The organism is Paenarthrobacter sp. TYUT067 (assembly GCF_023656375.1).
Lineage (GTDB): Bacteria > Actinomycetota > Actinomycetes > Actinomycetales > Micrococcaceae > Arthrobacter.
Window position 1 is genome coordinate 1 of the sequence record NZ_JAMOIT010000023.1, and the last position, 19,860, is coordinate 19,860.

The following is a 19,860-nucleotide window of genomic DNA, read 5'->3' on the forward strand; positions in this document are numbered from 1 at the left end:
CGCGTGAGGTGAGCGGCCGCCGTCGTGCGTTGCTTTGTGTTAGTTGACCTGGTTGATGATGGTTTCCGCAACCTCACGCATGCTGAGGCGACGGTCCATGGAGGTCTTCTGGATCCAGCGGAAAGCTTCCGGCTCCGTCAAGCCCATCTTGGTGGTCAGGAGGCTCTTGGCGCGCTCTACAAGCTTGCGCGTAGCGAACTGCTCCTGGAGGTCGGAAACCTCGTTCTCAAGCGCCTTGATCTCCTCATGGCGGGACAGTGCGATCTCGATGGCCGGGATCAGGTCCGCGGGGGAGAACGGCTTGACGACGTACGCCATGGCGCCGGCGTCGCGTGCGCGCTCCACCAGTTCCTTCTGGCTGAAGGCAGTCAGAAGGACAACAGGTGCAATGCGTGCCTTGACGATCTTCTCAGCAGCCGAAATACCGTCCATGACAGGCATCTTGACGTCCATGAGGACAAGGTCCGGCTTCAATTCCTCGGCCAGCTGCACCGCTTTCTCGCCATTGTCTGCCTCGCCGACGACGTCGTACCCCTCGCCCTTCAAAATCTCGATAATGTCCAGGCGGATGAGGGTCTCATCCTCGGCAACGACAACGCGTCGGGCCGGCTGGGCTGTGGACGTGGACTCCGTCTGTTCGGTCACGGGATCTCCTTGAAAAGGTTCGGCGGGTTCATGTCCATCTTAGTGTGGACTCATTGATGGCTGGTTCTTGTTGCATCAGCGCGCCCGATTCTTTGAAACAGCCTATCTGCATGTAGAGTAATTCCGCGTGCTGGGAACGGATCGCGTTGCTCACAGGAATGTGAACCGCGAACTTCCCGGTAATCCGCGCCCGAGTGGCGGAATTGGCAGACGCGCTGCACTCAAAATGCAGTATCGAAAGGTGTGTGGGTTCGAGTCCCACCTCGGGCACAGTGTTTCCGCAGGTCAGCAGGGTTTCAGGGTCCTGAGTGTGCACAAAAACTCGTTTTCTGTGCACACGAAGCCTAGAATTTTGGGTATGGCCAGCATTTGGGAACGGAAAAAATCGGACGGATCCACGTCGTTCACGGTTCGCTGGCGGAACCCCGAAACGCGAAAGCAAGAGGGGATTACCCTAGCGACGTCGGCCGAGGCCCAGACGCTGAAGCGCCTCCTTGATGCCAACAACCAATCCTTTGAGATTGCCCAGCATGCGATGGTCGCGAACCAGACCAAAGCACCCACCGTCGCGGCTGTGATCCAAGAGCACATCGACTTTCTGGTCCGGCCTTCAGTTGGCACAGTGCACACGTATCAGACCATGCTGAAGCTGCACATCGCCGACGTCATCGGGCACATTCCCGTGGACAAGCTTGATTACCGGCACCTGACGTATTGGATCAAGGCGATGCAGACCAAGGGCCGGTCGGCCAAGACCATCAAGAACAACCATGGCCTGATCTTCTCGGCAATGGAGACGGCCGTCATGCTCGGCTACCGGAAGGACAATCCGTGCCGGGGCGTGCAGCTCCCGTCAGGCGAAAAGGCAGAGGATGAGGCCAGGTTCCTGACGCACGCTGAATTCGGCCTGATTCTGGAGGGTATGGGGGAGCGGTACAAGGCGTTCACCCAATTCTTGGTCATGACGGGAACGCGGTTCGGCGAAGCGACTGCGGTAACGGTGGCGGACGTGGACCTGATGTCGAAGCCGGCAACGATGCGGATCAACAAGGCATGGAAACGCGGTACCGATTCCGAGTATTACGTCGGAGCGACCAAGACCGGTGCCGGCAAGAGGACGGTTTCGCTGAATCCCCATTTGGTGGAAGTGTTGATTCCGCTGGTGGCCAGCCGCCCTGGCTCGGAACTCTTGTTCACCACCCCCAAGGGCGAGCGCATTGTTCACAAGCTGTATTGGCACCACTACTGGACTCCCGCCGTGAAAGCGGCCCAGGCGCGTGGCCTGAAGAAGTCACCCCGGATCCACGATCTGCGCCATACCCATGCGTCTTGGCTGATTCAGGATGGCGTTTCGCTGTTCACGATCTCGAGGCGACTCGGGCACGCATCTACGCGAACGACCGAGCAGGTCTATGGCCACTTGATGCCGCAGGCGCTCCAGGATGCCGCCGACGCCGTCGAGCGTTCCGCCGATGTGTGGCGTGGATAGCGTCTGGGTGGAGGGTTTACCTAAGAGAACTTCTGGCGAGCCTGTGCTCGCGTCCCGATCATGCGGACGGTCGGCGCAGTCGCGCCACCGGATCGGACTTCGCGTAGCTCTGCAATCTCCCTGAGGTGGACCGACGTGAAGACAATCTTTCCCTTGCCCCAGACGGTGTGCGGGAACTCCCCCTTGGCTGCCCCGTCCCTAAGCCATGCCTCTGAACACTTGAGGACGGTGGCAGCCTCGGCTGGTTCGAAGAATTCAAGTTTCATGCCCCTGACCAATCCTTTCGTCGTTATGCGGCGAGGACGGCTTGCGCGAGTCCTTTCCCTGTTCATGTAAGCCGGAAATCACGGCGGCATGACAGTGACCTGGAAACTCGCTTCGAGGACCGCAGCATGGAGCTGCACCTGCTCGGCGGAAGCACTGAACTGAGTCGATGAGCGCTGCACCAGCCCGGCTTCGGTGAGCAGGCCGAGTTGCCTGCGGATGGTCGAGCGCGAGGCGCTGAGTTCCCTGCCGATCTGGCCACAGGTCGAGGGCCCGTTCCTGAGCAGGAATCGGATAATTCGGCTTCGTGTTCGGTTCATCAAAATGATCGACATGTGGACCACAACTAGGGGAATGGTGAAGGGCTGCTGTAGACGGGTCTACAGCTGCAGGCTACTCCGGTTGAGGTCATGTTGGAAAGACCAGAGTGCGTCAATGAATCCTCACCTGGTTGACGCGGTTGATTGCCGTGCCCGGACGACTCAGGCAATACTGGGGCGAAAGGGAGTCGTTGCGCCTGACCGGGCTCTCGGCCCCGCATCAGATCGAGGGGTGGGCAGCGCGGATGGATGAGGCAGGTCGCGGCGACATGTTGTCTCCCCAGGCCCAGCTGGCTCGTCGTCTGAATCTGCTGCTCGACGTCGTGGTTGCCGAACGTGGGAAGCCCGTAACGTTCCGCGAGGTCCAGACCGAACTCGAGGCTAGGGGCATCAAGTTGTCCCGCGCGCGCTGGTTCTACATGAAAGAGGGGACTGGTCGTCTGGTCAGCGATCCGGCGCTATTGGCCGAGCTGTGCAACATCTTCAACGTTGACCCCTCGTACCTGATCGGCGACAGCGCCGACTTGCCCGAGCGGATCGATTCGCAACTCGAGTTTGTGAAGTCGCTTCGTGCGGCCAGGGTGAAGACCTTCGCGGCGCGGACGCTGGGTGATGTTTCTCCGGAGACGCTGAGGGCCATCTCTGAATACCTCAACAAGGACATTGATCGCCATCCTGGAGCGGAGGAGGCAGCAGCTAGTCCTCCAGAAGATAGTGAAGATGAGCCGCCAGCAACTCCTTAATCCGCGCGGGGTTGGTTGAATAGCGCGGCGAGCGGCCATGGCGCCGGCCCGGCTTAAGGTCCACCGCGATGGCACCGGTCTCCTCAAGTGCAAGCAGGTGTTTGGCTACGCTCGGCTCACCGGCGCTTACTGCTGCCACGATGTCACCGCGGGTCGCCGGACCGTGCGCGGAAAGGTAGCGGAGGATCTCGTTCCGTGATCTGTTGCCAAATGTCGCGACAGCGGCCTCGACGTCGTTCGACCAGGCTTCGTCGTGAGGCTGCGTGATCCTGGGCATGGAACCATTCTCACCGAACGATCCCCGAAAAGTAAGACCGGCAGTCTTGACGATACTTTAATTATCTTTGAAAATAGTTTGTATAGCTTTCCTGTCGTAGTGGTCGGCCTTGGCTTTCGCTGCCACTCTTAGGGCGCCGGTCGTGCCGGCGCCGGACTTATTGGAATCGTTTAGTCGAAGCGGTGAAGACCATGCGCGTCGAAGCCAGGTTGAATCAGGCCTCACAAGATCATCCAAATGTAGGAAGTATCGACATCTCCCTGCGCGGTGCGCCGGAGCCCGCCGCGGTTGCCGTTCCGGTAGATCAAATCATGATCGCCGTAGACGGTGTACAGCGGTACGTGGTTTCGCATCTCTCGCGGATCGGCCGGGCCTGCGACGTGGACGACGTTATGCAGGACATCCGGGTCGCGGTGTGGGATGGGGTGACCCGGGGGCATTACCGCCAGCTTCCCGGTATTCCGTTCGGTGCGTGGGTTCAGGGGGTGTGCGCGAACGTGTGCGCCGCGCACACCCGTCGGGAGCTGAGCCATCCGACACTCCCGATGATCATGGAACCTGGGAATGCCGACGGGCCGACGGCGTTTGTTCCTCTGGCGTTGCTGGGCATGGACCGGGGTGGAGGTCAAATTGCCGAGCAGATTATTGACCAACAATGGGCACGAATGATCATTGAGCTGACTCGGGCCAGCGTGCCGGCAGGAGTTTGGGATCTGGCCGTGGGCAGTCTCACCGGGCCGCGACACTACGGTCCGCCATCGCCACAGGACCGCCGGCGCTGGCACGCGGTGACCGTGGTGCGCAAGACGGCGAAAACCGTTCAAAATGCACTGGACGTTGAGCAAGCGGCCATTAGCAATATCGGAGACGTATGCCAGCGCGCAGCAGAGTGCCTGCCCACACCGGTCCTCCGCAGAACGGCTGAAAGTATCGTTCGCCCCGGACTACGAGGACCCGAACGGAAGAGGGCGATGGAAGCATTGGCGGCCCAGTTGGGCGTCACCGAGCGCTATCTGGCTGTCCAGATCGGCTTCGCACGCCGGCTGTATCAAACGGCCTGGAGGATTCTCCAGGCCGGGACGCGGACTGCCTACTGAGTCATGTTGTGGCCCCGTCCTCTCGCCATGGACAGGCGAGAAGGAGGCCCGAATGCACGTGATGAAGAAGTACGCTCAACCTGGTCTAAGCAGCCGACGTCGATGGTGGATCGCCGCAATCGCCCTCTTGAGCGTGGTCGCGGCGCTTTTTGCTCTCACGCGGCCGTCGCCCACGCCCGTAGAGGCTCCGTTTGCACCCTCGTCGACGACGCCGATCCCTCAGAGCCCGGCAAACGCTTCCCCCGGGACGCAGGCACAAACTCCGACGGGGGCTCCTGACGTTGTGATTGCCGATGCGGAGGGCGCACCCCGCACTGCTGACTTCCGCCAGCTCGCCGCCGCGGCGGCGACGGCGATCTACACCTGGGACACGCGAACGTCTTCCTACTCGGAGGTCTACTCACGGATCCGTGACTGGTGGGACGTGCTGCCGGACGGCTCCAATCCCTTGGCCGTCCTGGTGCAGGAGTTCGAAGCGACCGGGGTCAACGCGGGAAGCTACGCGACTTTGGGTGACCAGCAGGCGCGCCGTTCGGCCGCGGTCGAATCCCTGCACTGCGACAGCGAGCTGGCCAAGGTTCGGGAGCGGCCTGCGCCATGGGCGGGACTGCATGTGTGCACAGCCTCCGTCAGCGTTCTGGATCAATCAATTTCTGCTCGCAACACCTACACGGCACCTGTCAGCGTCATGGTGAACTGCCCGCCGGCTGTTACTGCCCCGACGGACCACTGCGTCATGGTCGGCTTTTACGCCGCACCGAGCAGGATCGTCTATTGATGCCGGCCGCCATGGTGTTGGCTGGGCTGGTCACGCGCCGGGCCATTCTGCGGGTTTCGCTGGCCGCGGCCTCCATCTTGATCCTGGTGGTGTCCATTGCGTTTAGCGCAGCCGTGGCGGTGCTCGGCGCGAGCGCAGCCGACACCCCGTCCGTCTGCTCGCAAAGTGGCGTGGCTGGCGAGCCCGGCGCCAGCGGATCCGGCGCCCTGAGCATCCGCACAAGCAACCAGGCTCTGGTCAGTGTGACCGACAGGCAATTGGCCGTCGCGGGGGACTACGTTTCCATTGGCCGGCAATTGGGGGTACCCCGGGAGGGCCAGATCATCGCAATCATGATGGCTCTGCAGGAATCCAGCCTCAGAGTCCTCGCCAACGTGAACGTACCAGCCTCGCTCGGGTACCCGCATGACGGCGTCGGCCGCGACCACGATTCCCTCGGCACAGCCCAGCAACGTCCCGCGGCGGGCTGGGGGACAGTTGAGCAGTTGATGGATCCCAAGTACAACGTGCGAGCCTTTTACGGCGGACCTGCCGGCCCCAACCATGGCCGCCCGCCCGGGCTGTTGGACATCCGAGGTTGGCAATCCATGAACAAAGGCCAAGCTGTGCAAGCTGTTCAGGTATCGGCGTTTCCGGAGTTGTATGCGCGGTGGGAGGCTAAAGCAAAGGCTATTGTTGAGACGCTCGACGGCGGGATGTCACCGGCTAGGTGCTCCGATACGCTGCCTTCCTCGACGGACACGGTCGTGCCCGCAAATTTGAGCGAAATCCGCAAAAATATCCTGCGGTTCACGCAGGAAGGGGTCGGCGGCGCCTACCTGTGGGGTGGCACGGCGTTCAAGGCGTGGGACTGTTCCGGTTACGTCCAGTGGATTTACAGGCAGGCCGGGATCAACCTGCCGCGAGTGGATCAATGGAGGGTCGGTACGCGGACCGACGATCCGCAGCCAGGGGACCTGGTGGTCCAGAACGCACAGGGGCCAGCCGACTGGGGACACGTCGGCATTTATGCGGGGAACGGCATGATGTACAGCGCGCTAAATCCCGCCGTGGGTACGCTACTGCATCCAATAGCTTGGAATACAGATACGGCCTATTTTGATCTTTTGAGGTGATGCGAAGTTATTTCGAACCTGTAACCCCGCCAAATTTAGGTCCTTCGGGCCAGGCAGGACTGCAAGGATACGAAGTGGCGGAAGACCGGGGTTGTACGCACGTATACGTGACGAGGCGCTTCGGTTCGGTCGCAACACACTGATCGTGGTAACAGGGCCCGAATCAGCGGCGGCTCAGCAAGCGAGCGTCCGGTGGGGTATAGCTGTATACCTGCAACGGACGTCAGGACGGCGCCTGCCCGTTCTGTCAGGTCGGGGCCAATGTGTGTTTCACTGACACTCGAAGGTCGGGGTCTTAGGGTTCAAACTGACACATTGTTAGGAAGTCAGCATGGCCGGCGGGGCATCCGTTTACATAAAGGTCAGCGCCTGGATCAGAACAACCAGCGCCCAGCTTAAGGGCATGCAACGGGACCGGATCTTCACGGATACAGCCTTGGACAACCACACCGGGTGCGCCTGCTGGAGGAGCTGCTGACGTGTTCATTCGAGGCTGGGACACCCTGGTATCGCACAGCAGGGACCGGCTCGCGCGGAATCTGGATGACCTGCGCATCCTGGTGAAAAGGATGACGACAAAGGTGGCCCATATTGAGTTACTCAAGGAATAGTTGGTCTCCAAGCAAAACAGAGGCCAGAACTCGAATGAGTTCCGGCCTCTGTTTTGTAATTTAGGCGGTGATCGGTGGGGTTCTTGTCGTGACCCGGCCGATATCAGCCGGCTGAGCTCCGGATCTGGATGGTATGGCCTTAGTGCGCGGCTTCGTACTTTTCCATGATGTCAGCCTGGATGCGGCCGCGGGTATTGACTGGCAATCCTTGGTCGGCTGCCCACAGCCGGACTTCACGGGCGTTGGAGGAAGAAGGACGAGCTGTCCGAGCCCGCCCGCCGGTCTTCCTGGCCGCTTTGGTGTAGCGGCTGAATACTTCACGCAGTTCGCTTGCGTGAGCATTATTGAGATCGATTGCATATTCGACGCCGTCAAGGGCAAACGAGAGTGTCTCACTTGCCTTGGAACCGTCGAAGTCATCTTCCAAAAGGGTTACTACTCTTTGTGCCATAAGAAAAGCATAGGTCTTCGGGGTTGTCTGCTCAGAGACACGGGACCCCAATAACGTCGTACAGGTACTGCTCCGCGACCACCGGTATCCCATACAGGCGTGCCTTTGCGGCTTTTCCGGAGAGGCTGTCGGGATCTGCTGCGACGACGATATCGGTCTTCTTGGTGGCTCTGTCTGCTACGTTGTAGCCCATTTCGGTGAGGAATCCTGCTAATTCGCTGCGTTCTCTCGTCATTGCCCCTGTCAGTACGATGACGGCGCCGGGCCGGATTGCTCGCGGAGGTGGAGCCGGCGATGCATCAGTCGTCGGGGCAGGAGGCTCTGAAAGGGTGACGTCCACGATGGCTCTTTCAACTGCAAGAAGATCCGCGGCTGTATAGAGGTCTCTTCTTTCCTGGGCTGTCACGACTCCATCGGCCCATGCGGCCCTGACGAGCTGTTCGAGGTAGTAGATGTGAAGGGTACGGCAGCGCTCCTGACTGATGCCGAGTTCATCGGCGACCCGCAGCAGGGCGCGTGTTTCATGAACGGAAAGCTGCAAATCAAGCATGGCCTGTGAAAGTAGCGCCAGATACTGGTCATGTTCTTCAGGTCCGGTGAATTCGGGCATATGCGAAGTAATTCTGGACAAGAAGTGCTTTTCGACGCGGTCACCGGCCGCGCGGAGCACAGGGGAGAACGGCCGGGGACCCGCAGCGTACGAGGGCCAGGAGATGCCTCGGGCAGTCTCCAGAGCCCGGGTCCAGTCGTGGCGGTCAGGGTCCATATCGATATAGCGGCCAAGAAGGCCCGCGGCGGCCATGGCGTCATCGCCGGCGCAGTGTGCCCTGTCATTCGCGACACTGAGGAACTCGCAGCAATGCGCCAGCGACCGGGCATTTCCGATGACGAAATCGTGCGCGAGGCGCATGGTGCATAGCCCGCCGAGGAACGCCTCCGGCAGTGACAGATCGGCGTGGCGGAATTCATGAGCGAGGAAAGATGCATCGAAACTCAGATTGTGGGCGACCATGATGCATCCCTGAAGTATTTCTGCGAGGGCAGGAGCGACCTGGCTGAAGGTGGGCGCATCGAGGACGTCCGCAGCACGGATGCCGTGAATTCGTTGCGGGCCGAGATCCCGTCCCGGATTGACCAAGGTCTCCCACCGGTCAACGATCCGGCCCCCAGCGTCTACCCGTACGACACCAATCTCCGCAACGCGGTGGTTCATCGCAGTGAACAATCCAGTCGTCTCCACGTCCACGACGGCAAACATCGGCTCAGGCACTTGGAGCTCCTAACGCAGTCGCGGGAACCGGCCAGGAACGAACCGCCGAACCACCTATCCCGTTGAAGTACTTTCGAGACGCGCGCAAGCGGTCATTTTCTATCTCCAACCAATAATTCAGGAGTCGGATGCACCCGTTGGCGACCCGCAGCGCTTCTACATTCACTGGCTCAACACATTCCACCGTGCTCTCCCAGACCGAGGGAAGTGGTGGCGCCGGCCAATCGATGTCCTGAAGAGGACCTTGTCGCTGGTACTCCGGAAGCGGTTCGCCGGCGGCGCGGGCCTTCTTGCGCGCTTGAACCTTCTCGGAGTTGTAGGCGGCCCGTCGGTCATTCTCTGCCCAGAACAGGTCCTGGAGAAGATCTACCCAAGACGTGCAGTCGCTGACAAAGACTTCCGGATCGAACTCCGGCGTTTCCAGCACAACCGCTTCCGTGCAATGCTTCCGGGCCCGCGAAGTCAGAAGAACGGGACGCTTATACGAGAGGCTGCGAAATGCCCTCTCATCAAAACCGTCAGTCACAACGGCATTCGTGGCAGATGCTCTCAATGAACCGGTCAGCGACATTGCTGAAACCTGCCAGATAGCCCATCTGTCTTCGTGGATATCGAGAACCGCAATTCCGTGTACGACTGCTTCAGATGTCGGCATCTATTCCCCCATGGTTGAGACCTGCGCTCATCCTAAGCCTAGGAACCTGGAGAGAACGGCCGTTATGAAAAATGACGCGTAGTTCTTCCCAGCAGGTAGCCGGCCCGGGGCCTCATCTCGACATCAATGTAGGTCATAGGTCCAGCCCGGCGGGGAGTGACACCCTCCTCAGGGAGAGGGTCCACGGATTGTTCCGGGCGACGTTCCAGACGTAGTCCCGAAGAAGCTGGGTATTATTCCGGAGATTTGATTCATCCACCTCGCCTTGTCAGGCTCGATCTCGGGGTCGTAATTCCACAGGTCCGGTTCTTTTTAAGATCTAACGCTAAGCACCGAAGAGTCCGTATCGATCTTTATTGAGAAGTGCGGAGGGCAAGGTTTCCTCGATTCCAGCCGCGTGCCTCAATGTCGCACCCTCAAGTTACGCTCCGCTCATGACTATAGATTCAGTAATTTCAGGAGCTCTCGCACGGTCCGACTCTTCGTTGGGCAATGGTGTTCTCACGGGCGTTATCGTTGCCGGGGTGCTTTCTCTGCCACGCCTCATCCGTCGCTTCATTCGCGGAGTCATCACTGCCCCCGAGCGGATGATGATGGGCGCCTTGAACATCATCGATCGAAGGACCTCATCCAGAAAACAGGGGTTGCTGTAAGGGGGCGCTCAGCTTGACTTGGTACTAATTCGCACGGACGGCGATGGCGGTAATTCTGGAGTTCCAGGGTGACGCAGTTGGGATGTTGTCATGTACCCGGAGGCCCCGCAGCGTCTGGCACTGTCCGACCTCCTTGACACATCTCAGTCTCACAATCGATCGATTACTGAGACGGTCGGGCCCGTCTCCCAGGGCGCGTCAGAAGTGTAGAGGACGTCATTTTCCAAAGTCGTCTGCACGAAATGTCCAGAGCCGCCTGCACGGCCACTCGATGTCCGGAAGGGGAACCCGCAGCGGGACGCTTCTGAGGGAGGTTCCGGGTGTCTCCCCGGCTGCTACTGGCCCCAGGGTTTGTAAGAGTTCGTGATGCTCGTTCCACCCGGCGGCGCCGTGACCGGGACTTCAAAGCAACCGTTGTAAGTGTCGAAGTCGGAGTAGCGGTCGACGGCGTCCTCGGGTTCCACATGCCAGGCGGTCGTTTGTTGAAGCGTCCGCGTCGACACCCCGACGCTGGACACGGAGTAGGTCAATTCCTGCCCGGGCTGGAGTGTGACCTGGTACGGCCGTGGCTCCCCGGGGGCAGGTTTCCAGTCCAAATCGGTATCAAGGTAGGTCGTCAGCCGGCCATTGACATCGAGGCCCTCAACGGAGGGTGGCGAGCTATAAACGTAAACCGGCGCGGTTGTTCCGTTCCTGATGATGCCTTGGCCGATGACGTCGACCTGCGTTAGGAGACCAGCGACTGTGGTGTATCGCTCATTGGTCACCGTGACGTTTGTGAGGCCCGAGGTGACCACTCCGGTCGGGCACACCGTCTGCTGTTGTGCTGGGCGCGCCGGCTGTTTCGCGGGGGCCGGGGGCTGCAGTGTTTGGATGGCTTCGGGGGCCGCAGCGGCCGGTGCCTCCTGGAACGATTGCGTGGGGGCAGGTGTGGGGGCCGCCTGCCAGGTCTGCTGCGGGGTGGCCGGTGACCGCGTTGGCCGGACTGTCAGGGCTGGCGGCTGCTTGATCGGCAAGGATGCCACCACCGGGGTCTTCTTACTGGATTCAGCAACTCCAGCGACCACTGCTGCGGCGGCTACGGCGACTGCAATGAAGCATAGGGCGACGACCAGCCAGATAGTAGATTTCCTGGTCCCCCGAATTGTCATAACCGGAGTGTACGTCTCCCCTTAGCTGAAGGACCGCATGTGACGACTACCTTCCGTCCCGCTCCATATAGATGTGGTCGGTGGCGTGCCTGGACTTGCCACAGCAGTCGTGGTCAGTGATGCTGAGGCCAACCTTCTTGCTGCACCCGGAGTGGGAGCAGACATAGTATCCGGCGATGCTCCTCTGGCGTGTCGTCTCGCTCATGGCATGCGTCTAGCCCCCACCCTAAGCCCCGGCTCTGCATCAAAGCCGCGAACCCAGCGGGTGTGCGCGCGTGCACGGTTCACCGGCATCGGTCGGCGATACTCGATTCATGGTTATCAACATCAGGCTCAGCGACCGAAAGACTGCAGAGAGCGATGATCCGCTTGGACGTGATTGGTACGGCTATGACCCTGGGGCAACACCGGAGCAGCTCTGGGCTAACAATCGCGGAGACTGGTTCCTGAGCGCCAGGAGTGTCTCAGAAGAGCGTTGGGCAGCACTCAACTACCAAGGCCGGGTCGTGCTGATCGCGGAACTCAAGGACCCGGACCATGAGATCCTGGCAGGTAACACACGGGCGCCTAAAAAGGCTCTCATAGGCCGCGTCCTGCCGCCCGGACATTTCATTCACGAAGCCCTGATCGGAACGCCGGTCGAATATGCGCCCGGCAGCAGGAACTCAATTTCGTATGGCCCGGACCCTGAGACGGCCGGCGCGGTAGACGCGGACCTACCTGAGGCGTCGGATCTACCCGGGCCAGGGGGACAAGGGCTGCAAATGGACGCCGAGGTCCGCAGAGCGATTGAGAATGCTGCACAGGACCGTTTGATGCGGTACTACCGTGACCGTGGTTGGACGGTTACAGACACCCGGCTAAATCGTCCTTATGACGCTGCAGCGGTCAGGGGTGCTGAGCAGATTTACCTGGAAGCCAAAGGCACCCAGGGCAGAGGGGACACGGTCATAGTCACGCGCAATGAGGTCGATCATGCCCGTCAGTATCCGGGGCTCTGCATGATGGGCGTGTGGTCGGGGATGCGACTCTTGGACGGCGAAGTGGATCCTGATGCGGGAACCTTCAGGATCCTTCCATTCAATCCAGACGACGGGCCACTACGTGCCCGCGACTTTGACTGGACCCTTCCCGACGACGCCAACTGACGACGGCCGCTGTCGTCCGCCGGACCGCCGCCGCGGCGTTTGGGAGAGGTAGTTTTACGTCCTATCAAAGGTTCCTTTGATGAGCCGTCGGCGCTCCGGTGGGTCACTCATGTCGGTTGTCGTTTTTCGAAGTCGTCTGCACTGGCATCCGCGGTAGCCCGGGGGTTGTGCAGACGGGTTTGAACACGCGTTTGTTCAAACCCGGTTGCACAACAGGCATTCTGTCTCAAAGCCGTCTGCACTACCTTTAACTATGGCTTTGAGGCGCCGACACCGTCGTTGCCGGCATGACTGACGAGGAACCGCCGATCGTTGAGCGTGGCCTGCTGGCCATGTCCGATTCGGAGTGGGATGAGGCAGTGCGACAGGCTGCGGTGATTGCTCCCTTGGCTGCGTTGGATGTTGTCGGGCGGGGGGCAGTCAATGCTGCTGCCGCGCTGCTGGGTGTGTCGCGTCGGCAGGTTTACGTGCTGATCGACCGGTCCAGGCGCGGCACCGGCAGAGTCACGGATCTGGTTCCTGGCCGATCGGGCGGCGGCCGCGGAGGCGGCCGGCTGACGCCACCGGTGGAAGCGGTGATCGACGGGCTGATTCGCAAACGCTATCTGAAGCGGCAGAAGCTTTCCCTGGCGGTGGTTCACCGTGACATCGTCCGCGCGTGCACGGAGGAGGGATTGCCTGCCCCGTCCCGCAGTACTGTTGCCCGCCGCGTCGCTGAATTGCATCCAGTGATCGTAGCCCGCCGTCGGGAAGGCGCGGACGCGGCCCGTCCGCTGCAGTCGGCCGGAGGTATTGTTCCGGAAATCTCTGCCCCGTTGGAACAGGTTCAGATCGATCACACCGTGATTGATCTGGTCATCGTGGACGAGCGCGATCGACAACCGGTCGGCCGCCCGTATCTGACCGCGGCCATCGACGTTTACAGCCGCTGCCTGGTTGGCATGGTGGTCACTCTTGAGCCCCCATCGGCAGTTTCCGTCGGGCTCTGCCTGGGCCACGTGTGCGGCGACAAGCGTCCGTGGCTGGAGGGCTTGGGGATTGGTGGGGACTGGCCGATGAGCGGCAAACCGCGGCGACTGTACCTGGATAACGCGGCGGAATTCAAGAGTGAGGCCCTGCGCCGCGGCTGCGAACAGCACGGTATACGACTGGACTACCGACCGCTGGGGCGGCCGCACTACGGCGGCATTGTGGAGCGGGTGATCGGGACGGTGATGGCGCAGATCCATGAGCTGCCGGGGACGACGTTCTCCAATCCCGTGGAACGTCGAACCTATGATTCGGAGAAGACTGCCGCATTGACGTTGAATGAGCTGGAGCGTTGGCTGGCCTGGCTGTGGTTTCCTATCACGGCAGCATCCATAGCGGTCTGGCCCAGACACCTGTGGCGCGCTGGGATCAGGGCATCACCGAGTCCGGGAAACCGCCGGTGGTAACCAGCCCCACGGCGTTTCTGGTGGACTTCCTGCCGGTGCTCCGCCGCAAGCTCGGACGCACCGGTTTCGTCATTGACCACGTGCACTACTTCGCTAACGTGCTCAAGCCCTGGATCGCCCGGCGGGACCGGTTGGGACGGTTTGTCATCCGTCGGGATCCTCGTGACATCAGCAGGATCTGGGTGCTGGACCCGGAGGGCAACAACTACGTTGAAGTCCCGTACCGGACCCTGTCGAATCCTGCGGTGACGCTGTGGGAACACCGCCAGGCTGTGGCGCGGCTGCGCGAGCAGGGGCGTGCGCAGGTCAACGAGCAGGAGCTGTTCCGCATGATCGGACAGATGCGCGAGATCGCCAGCACCGCGCAGCGCGATACCCGGCGGTCGCGCAGGGATCGGGAGCGCCGGAGCCCGCTGAAATCCGGGACCACTCTCAATGTTTTGAAACCGCCGCCGGACGGGATGGCCGGGGAATCTCCGTCGGCCGCGCCGTTTGATGACATCGAGGAGTGGTAGCTGTGGATGAATATCCTTTGGAGGACCTGTCCCATCTCCAGGACTCCGCGCGGGACAGCTGCCGTTTACGGATCCAATTTGGTTTATCGACGCGCCATTTGAGCGAGTCGTCGCCGAAACGATTGAATGTCTCAATGGGTTGGGAGGCAGAAGCTTTACACGCCTCCGCGAACCGCTCCCCCCCATGCTTCACCACCTTGAACCCTGGGCCATGCCCTCATGGAAGCAGCTCGTGGTGTCGACCTCCGCCGACCAATGGACCGCCGTGTTTACCCAGGGCAGCGATATAGGGACGGCGAATGTCGTTGGTGCGCGACTCGACTGCCTCAATATCCGCACGTCTCATCAACCCCACATCACCCGTGATCGGAAGATCATCAGCTACGGCAGCACTGCGCTCTGGATCCAGTCGGGGGCAAGGCACGTACGTTCCATCCAGGCGAGCTATCAGTCCCGCTGGGAATGGACTCTCTTCGGCGATCCGCAACCCTTCGAGAACCTTGATAGCTATAAGGCAAAGAAGATCCCCGACCGGTTCACGCTTGAGTCCCTGAACGAGTACTGCCGCGCCCTAGGCATTGAGCGTGACGATTCAGGTTTCTACGGCTCCGAGGGGTTGCTCATCGTAGAGGACACGAGCAGCTGGCCTCACAAGCCCAGCCAAGTGAGAAGCACCGAACGGTTGCACGACACCGTCTAGGCCGGTGCGCGCTGGAGGGTCACCAACGTCATCGACGCACCTGTGATGAAAACCCAAACTCCGGCTCATCACCGGCTGAACCGGCTCAGCCGAATACAGAAGCGCTCGGCACGACGTTCTCGACCCTAAGTTCATCGAACGGCTCTAGCCATGGTTCCAGGCCGAGGGCGGCCCGCAACGCCCGTTCGAGCCGCACGGGCGCAACGATCTTTCGATTCGGCAATGACGCTGCCTCTGCCGCAGTCGCTGGCCGCCTGCGCTCTCCCGAGAAATCGACAACCTCGATGTTTGTGGCTAAGTCCACCGCCTCCTTGTAGGCCGGCAGCGGGATGGCTGGATTGACGGGCGTTTCAGCCACCACAGTCCAGTGGCCAGCGTAAAGTTTGGCGTCCATCGACAGGGCGAGAAGCAGCACTGGCGCCGAGAGACCCTCAACGGCTCGCTCGGCCACCTCGTCCAGAGGCAGCACAAAGTCGAAGATCGCGAAGAAGTATGCGTCTTTGCCGTAGGTCGCGACCACTTGCCCGACTCCGGCCCGGCCGTCCCCCGTGGGCACGACGAAGACGTCCCCAAGCTTTGGGTCTCTCACCACGGGTCTCCTCCAGCTCCCTCATATCGGGAGTTGCTCTGTTCACTAGTCTTCCCGGCAACCCTACCGGGCAACTGCTTAGCGAGCGGGGCCGCTCTTGGCCCGTTCCGCGCCTACTGCCCCTGTGCGGGTCTTCTTGGCCTTTGCTGGGCTCTAGCCCATGATGACGGCCGCACGGGCGTGTGTGCCCTCGCTGCGTTTCGCAGCGGCGCGCCCCCGGACTTGGGTTTTGTTCGCTCCGGTAATTGCCAGGGATGTGGCGAAAGCTTCCTGGCGTTCCGCTGAGCCACCGGCTACTGAGACAGGTCAAAAGATCCTTCGTTACGCTTTGTTCGAGCATCCTGCTTGGCGCGACCGAGGTCCCAGCGGCATCATCGTGATGCTCGCCGAGGAACTCAAGAAAAGTTGAGGGCCGGATCGGCGGAGTTCAGTGTGTCGCTAGCAGCCTCTCCCGGCGCACAAAGGACCCCGGGAATTGTCTGCGGGTCCTTTTTGCGTGTCCCTGGACCGGTTAGAGGTTGCTTTGCCACATAGCGACAAGCCCTGGCAGAGATTTCCCCGCGGACGAGGCGTTAGTGAGTACGATCGTGTTCGCAGGCGGAGCCTTCCAGAACTGCACCCGGTGCCGTTCCTTGGACATGTCCACCACGTCGTCGTAATCCGCGTCCCTGCCGACGGCGTGAAGCCGGGCCCGATAGCTGCCCGCCTCCGCCGCTGACATGAATCCAATCTCGTGCGCGTCCGCCCCGGTTGGTTGATTGAAGTAAACCTTGCCTTCCGGGATGACCAAGGACACGTCAGCAACGTCCTCCCAGCCGGGAGCTACTGTGTCCGGCTCGTGATCGAGGACTTCAATCGTGAGGTGGATGGTTCCGCTGTAGATCCCTGTGAAGACCAATGGCACCATGAGGGTCGGCGGGATGTCGCCGCGTTGGGCCGCTTTGAGCGCCTGAATGGGATCTTCAGGTTTAGGCGGTTCCACGACCATGTTGACGGCGTGACTCCACGCTTTGATGTCGAAGTCCGCTGATTGGATCACAGGCCCTTGTCCTTTCAGAGGATATGCGCGTGGAACGGGTCCGAGTCGGTGGCCCGCATCGGGGCGCAGAGAACAATATTTCGGACAGAAGTTGTCGACGTCTGTCGAATGCTACAAACCGTGAACCTGATACTGGTGATCTTAGGTGTTGTAGTCGGATTTAGTGCTGCTGTGTATGGGGACAGGAAGCCGCCCGCAAGAGAAACCTTCTGACATGAGGCGCATATCTCACTCGCCAAACTTTTCTTGGGTGCTCTTGGTTCTATGGGGCGCGGTACTAACAATTACGGGAGCATAGCTAGCAGCACCGGCAGAACACAGCACCTCTAATGTGATGCACCACCCGATCCCACGTGCGTCTGCAGTGTCCCTTTAGGGATCCCCAAACGAAACGGAGTCTACGGCGCCGGACACTCGAACCCTACTGCCGCTCTCTGGACTCCATGGCCTGCAGGAGACCGTCTAGTTAGCCCCTGCGTAGGCGAATGACCCGGACGGTGTGAAAACTGATCAACCCCACTCCAACGCTGACGAATATGGCATCTGGCCAGCGAAGCGGTTCTGTGGCAAGCCTGTATACGGCCGGAACCATGATGAATATGGCAAGGCCGATACCGAGCCAGGCTGAGAACCTGATTCGCTTTTGCTCTTCCCACGTTTTGGCAGCGGGCTCACTGCTGTTGGTGTGATCGTTGACCGGTCTGCTGTCATGCTCGGGTTCCATGCGGCTGCCCCCTCAGGCTTGGTGTCCCGAGCCTACCCGAGCCACCCATCCCCTTCAGGAGCGGCTGCTGATCGGTGTCGGTCCCGTAGAGGGTTCCCCATACGGACATGTAGTGGGTCGTGCAGACGAGTGTGGACATTCCGTGCAGACGACTTCGGAAACTGACATCGGTTCATGATTTTTTAGGTCACGGTTTGTCCTAACAATGTGTCTCACCCTGATATTCTCAACATCACATATTTTCGTCCTTTGATAAGACTGGGGGAGTGCATGGCGCGTCTTGGGTACGCACGAGTCAGCTTGACGGATCAAAGCACCGATCTGCAGACCCGTGAGCTGGAGACTGCGGGGTGCGAGCGGATCTACAAGGACCAAGGGATTAGCGGGACGCAGGCAAGGCGTCCGGAGCTGGACCGGATGCTGGACCGTCTCAGTCGGGGTGACGAGGTCGTGGTGTGGAAGCTGGACCGGCTGGGGCGCAACACCCGCCACCTGCTGGAGCTGTTGGATGACTTCAAGTCGCGAGGGATCAAGTTCCGCTCGCTGCGGGATGGCATTGCCACTGACCCGGACAGTGAGATCGGGGGCGCGATGGCCCAGGCCATGGTCACCATCATTTCCGCTTTCGCCCAGCTTGAACGAGACCAGCTTTCCGAACGCACTAGGGCCGGCATGGCTGCCGCAGCTGCCAATGGACGGAAGGCAGGACGACGGGAGGTCACGACTGACCACGAAAAGGTAAAGCGGGCGCATGAACTGAAGACAAGAGGGCTCAAGCCGGCTGACATCGGAAAGATCATCGGTGCCAGCCGCGCCACGGTGTACCGCTACCTGAGTATGGAAAGCAACGAGCTGACCTGACGAGCGCCGAGGCAATGCCATAGACGGCCGGGGCGGGCGCCTCGCCCGGGAACCCGGGGACTGCTGCCGCGTCGATGTGTCGCGTAACTAACGGTGAATACACCGATTCAGTCAGAAGGTTCCGAGGCATAGTTAAGGGAATCGCCGACGGTGGACGTGTCATTTTCCGAAGTCGTCTGCACGACCCACTACATGTCCGTATGGGGAACCCCTGCGGGACCAACACCGACCAGCGGCCGCTCCTGAAGGGGATGGGTGGCTCGGGTAGGCTCGGGACACCAAGCCTGAGGGGGCAGCAGCATGGAACCCGAGCAGTACAGCAGACCGGTCAACGATCACACCACCAGCAGTGAACCCGCAGCCAAAGCGGCGAAAGAGCAAAAGCGAATCAGGTTCTCAGCCTGGATCGGTATCGGCCTCGCCATCTTCATCATGGTTCCAGCCCTATACAGGCTTGCCACGGAACCGCCCCGCTGGGCCGACGCCATATTCGTCAGCGTTGGAGTGGGGTTGATCATCTTTCACACCGTCCGGGTCATTCGCCTACGCAGGGGCTGACTAGACGGTCTCCGGCAGGCTATGGAGGAAAAGCGGCAGTAGGGTTCGAGTGTCCGGCGCCGTAGACTCCGTTTCGTTTGGGGATCGCTTTGCGGGCGCACGGGCAGTAACTGTCTCGCCGGAGCGCGGCCGTCAATCAGCTTCGTGTTGCCGGTCGATCATCCAGGGATGGTGGTGCTCGCCTTGAGCGAACCCTAAATCGGACGGTCGGAACCGGCGGACGGGAACACGCTGAATGTTCCCACGGATCGATTGCGCGAAACGATCATTCAACCTTCGCGCGGCGACGTTGTCGTCGAGAGTGGCCATCGCGATGTTGCGTTGGGGCTGCCGCACGGCGGCCGCGCGGAGGAGCGCGAGTCCTATCCCTCGTTGCCGCGCGGCGGGAACTACGGCAACCAGCTGAATGAACAGCGGGTCCGAATTGGTTCGACCCGCGAGCACACAACAAAACCCGACAGGATAATCCGCGATCTCTGCCAGCAAAACGAGCTGCTGCTCAATCTTCGACACGTTGTACTCGACAGACTGAATGTTGGTTGACTCGCAGTCTGCCTGCATCCATCGCATCCAGCGACCGTCCTGCGCCGTCTGCTCCGCCTCGCGGATCACGACCTCCGAAGATGGCAAAGCGCCTAGCCTTTGCTTCCATGCGCCGAACCCTGGTTCGTGGTACGGGGAGGAGGGATTGAACATACCCGAACACTATCAACGACGAATGGCCGCTCCGGGACCGGTCTGAGCTGGTGGTGGTCTGGTCACCTCTCAGCT

The 19,860-nt window shown here is 60.7% G+C and carries 21 protein-coding genes, 1 tRNA gene and 1 pseudogene; 12 read left to right on the top strand and 11 right to left on the bottom strand.

The annotated features are described in order from the left end of the window. Positions 1–39: 39 nt before the first annotated feature. Positions 40–645 carry an ANTAR domain-containing response regulator gene (locus tag MOD31_RS18420; RefSeq protein ID WP_011774540.1) on the bottom strand — a complete coding sequence of 202 codons (606 nt, stop codon included), beginning with the start codon at positions 643–645 and terminating at the stop codon, positions 40–42. Positions 646–833: 188 nt separating this feature from the next. Here MOD31_RS18420 and MOD31_RS18425 point away from each other — a divergent pair. Both MOD31_RS18425 and MOD31_RS18430 read left to right on the top strand, forming a co-directional pair. Continuing rightward, a tRNA-Leu gene (locus MOD31_RS18425) sits at positions 834–915 on the top strand. 88 nt (positions 916–1,003) lie between these two features. Then, positions 1,004–2,134 (top strand): site-specific integrase, encoded by a 1,131-nt coding sequence (locus tag MOD31_RS18430; protein ID WP_250821309.1) that lies wholly within the window; start codon positions 1,004–1,006, stop codon positions 2,132–2,134. Positions 2,135–2,154: 20 nt separating this feature from the next. Here MOD31_RS18430 and MOD31_RS18435 read toward each other — a convergent pair whose 3' ends face one another. Together MOD31_RS18435 and MOD31_RS18440 are read right to left on the bottom strand one after the other, a co-directional pair. Beyond that, positions 2,155–2,400, bottom strand: a complete 246-nt coding sequence (locus MOD31_RS18435) for a hypothetical protein (protein ID WP_250821310.1) — start codon at positions 2,398–2,400, stop codon at positions 2,155–2,157. 78 nt (positions 2,401–2,478) lie between these two features. Then, positions 2,479–2,718, bottom strand: coding sequence for a helix-turn-helix domain-containing protein (locus tag MOD31_RS18440; RefSeq protein WP_250821311.1), 240 nt, complete (start codon positions 2,716–2,718; stop codon positions 2,479–2,481). Between the two features lie 131 nt (positions 2,719–2,849). Here MOD31_RS18440 and MOD31_RS18445 point away from each other — a divergent pair, with 131 nt between their 5' ends. Continuing rightward, on the top strand, positions 2,850–3,461 hold the full coding sequence (locus MOD31_RS18445) for a hypothetical protein (protein WP_250821312.1): 612 nt from the start codon (positions 2,850–2,852) through the stop codon (positions 3,459–3,461). On the opposite strand, the gene MOD31_RS18450 is transcribed toward MOD31_RS18445, so the two are convergent. Beyond that, complete coding sequence (locus tag MOD31_RS18450; protein WP_250821313.1) at positions 3,415–3,738, bottom strand: helix-turn-helix transcriptional regulator; 324 nt, start codon at positions 3,736–3,738, stop codon at positions 3,415–3,417. The two genes, MOD31_RS18445 and MOD31_RS18450, sit on opposite strands and share 47 nt — an antisense overlap. Before the next feature lie 191 nt (positions 3,739–3,929). On the opposite strand from MOD31_RS18450, the gene MOD31_RS18455 reads away from it, so the two are divergent. The 3 genes from MOD31_RS18455 to MOD31_RS18465 are packed head-to-tail and all read left to right on the top strand — an operon-like array spanning position 3,930 to position 6,728. Beyond that, positions 3,930–4,835: a hypothetical protein gene (locus MOD31_RS18455; protein ID WP_250821314.1), complete on the top strand. Its 906-nt coding sequence runs from the start codon at positions 3,930–3,932 to the stop codon at positions 4,833–4,835. A 52-nt stretch (positions 4,836–4,887) separates the two neighbouring features. Beyond that, on the top strand, positions 4,888–5,613 hold the full coding sequence (locus tag MOD31_RS18460; RefSeq protein ID WP_250821315.1) for a hypothetical protein: 726 nt from the start codon (positions 4,888–4,890) through the stop codon (positions 5,611–5,613). Then, positions 5,613–6,728, top strand: a complete 1,116-nt coding sequence (locus tag MOD31_RS18465; RefSeq protein ID WP_250821316.1) for a C40 family peptidase — start codon at positions 5,613–5,615, stop codon at positions 6,726–6,728. The genes MOD31_RS18460 and MOD31_RS18465 overlap by 1 nt, the downstream gene beginning before the upstream one ends. A gap of 750 nt (positions 6,729–7,478) precedes the next feature. On the opposite strand, the gene MOD31_RS18470 is transcribed toward MOD31_RS18465, so the two are convergent. The 3 genes from MOD31_RS18470 to MOD31_RS18480 are packed head-to-tail and all read right to left on the bottom strand — an operon-like array spanning position 7,479 to position 9,487. Next, the gene (locus MOD31_RS18470; RefSeq protein WP_250821317.1) at positions 7,479–7,790 is read right to left on the bottom strand and encodes an Lsr2 family protein; all 312 of its coding nucleotides are present in this window, start codon (positions 7,788–7,790) and stop codon (positions 7,479–7,481) included. 31 nt (positions 7,791–7,821) lie between these two features. Next, positions 7,822–9,060 carry an exonuclease domain-containing protein gene (locus MOD31_RS18475; RefSeq protein ID WP_250821318.1) on the bottom strand — a complete coding sequence of 413 codons (1,239 nt, stop codon included), beginning with the start codon at positions 9,058–9,060 and terminating at the stop codon, positions 7,822–7,824. Further along, on the bottom strand, positions 9,053–9,487 hold the full coding sequence (locus tag MOD31_RS18480; protein ID WP_250821319.1) for a hypothetical protein: 435 nt from the start codon (positions 9,485–9,487) through the stop codon (positions 9,053–9,055). The genes MOD31_RS18475 and MOD31_RS18480 overlap by 8 nt, the downstream gene beginning before the upstream one ends. A gap of 662 nt (positions 9,488–10,149) precedes the next feature. Between MOD31_RS18480 and MOD31_RS18485 the strand changes: the two genes are divergently transcribed. After that, positions 10,150–10,368, top strand: coding sequence for a hypothetical protein (locus tag MOD31_RS18485; protein WP_250821320.1), 219 nt, complete (start codon positions 10,150–10,152; stop codon positions 10,366–10,368). Between the two features lie 335 nt (positions 10,369–10,703). Here MOD31_RS18485 and MOD31_RS18490 read toward each other — a convergent pair whose 3' ends face one another. Beyond that, positions 10,704–11,519 carry a hypothetical protein gene (locus tag MOD31_RS18490; RefSeq protein ID WP_250821321.1) on the bottom strand — a complete coding sequence of 272 codons (816 nt, stop codon included), beginning with the start codon at positions 11,517–11,519 and terminating at the stop codon, positions 10,704–10,706. Between the two features lie 314 nt (positions 11,520–11,833). On the opposite strand from MOD31_RS18490, the gene MOD31_RS18495 reads away from it, so the two are divergent. The 3 genes and pseudogenes from MOD31_RS18495 (at position 11,834) to MOD31_RS18510 (ending at position 15,318) form a co-directional block, all read left to right on the top strand. Further along, positions 11,834–12,667 carry a DUF3883 domain-containing protein gene (locus tag MOD31_RS18495; protein WP_250821322.1) on the top strand — a complete coding sequence of 278 codons (834 nt, stop codon included), beginning with the start codon at positions 11,834–11,836 and terminating at the stop codon, positions 12,665–12,667. Positions 12,668–12,954: 287 nt separating this feature from the next. Continuing rightward, positions 12,955–14,618, top strand: a pseudogene (locus tag MOD31_RS18500) (Mu transposase C-terminal domain-containing protein). A 184-nt stretch (positions 14,619–14,802) separates the two neighbouring features. Then, positions 14,803–15,318 carry a hypothetical protein gene (locus MOD31_RS18510; protein ID WP_250821325.1) on the top strand — a complete coding sequence of 172 codons (516 nt, stop codon included), beginning with the start codon at positions 14,803–14,805 and terminating at the stop codon, positions 15,316–15,318. Between the two features lie 85 nt (positions 15,319–15,403). On the opposite strand, the gene MOD31_RS18515 is transcribed toward MOD31_RS18510, so the two are convergent. Both MOD31_RS18515 and MOD31_RS18525 read right to left on the bottom strand, forming a co-directional pair. Next, the gene (locus tag MOD31_RS18515) at positions 15,404–15,907 is read right to left on the bottom strand and encodes an immunity 26/phosphotriesterase HocA family protein (protein WP_250821326.1); all 504 of its coding nucleotides are present in this window, start codon (positions 15,905–15,907) and stop codon (positions 15,404–15,406) included. Positions 15,908–16,418: 511 nt separating this feature from the next. After that, positions 16,419–16,946, bottom strand: a complete 528-nt coding sequence (locus MOD31_RS18525; protein WP_250821327.1) for a hypothetical protein — start codon at positions 16,944–16,946, stop codon at positions 16,419–16,421. A 994-nt stretch (positions 16,947–17,940) separates the two neighbouring features. Here MOD31_RS18525 and MOD31_RS18530 point away from each other — a divergent pair. After that, positions 17,941–18,531: a recombinase family protein gene (locus MOD31_RS18530; protein ID WP_250821328.1), complete on the top strand. Its 591-nt coding sequence runs from the start codon at positions 17,941–17,943 to the stop codon at positions 18,529–18,531. Between the two features lie 300 nt (positions 18,532–18,831). Beyond that, positions 18,832–19,089, top strand: coding sequence for a hypothetical protein (locus tag MOD31_RS18535; RefSeq protein ID WP_250821329.1), 258 nt, complete (start codon positions 18,832–18,834; stop codon positions 19,087–19,089). A gap of 132 nt (positions 19,090–19,221) precedes the next feature. Here the strand turns inward: MOD31_RS18535 and MOD31_RS18540 are convergent, their stop codons facing one another. After that, positions 19,222–19,785, bottom strand: a complete 564-nt coding sequence (locus MOD31_RS18540; RefSeq protein ID WP_250821330.1) for a GNAT family N-acetyltransferase — start codon at positions 19,783–19,785, stop codon at positions 19,222–19,224. Positions 19,786–19,860: the final 75 nt, after the last annotated feature.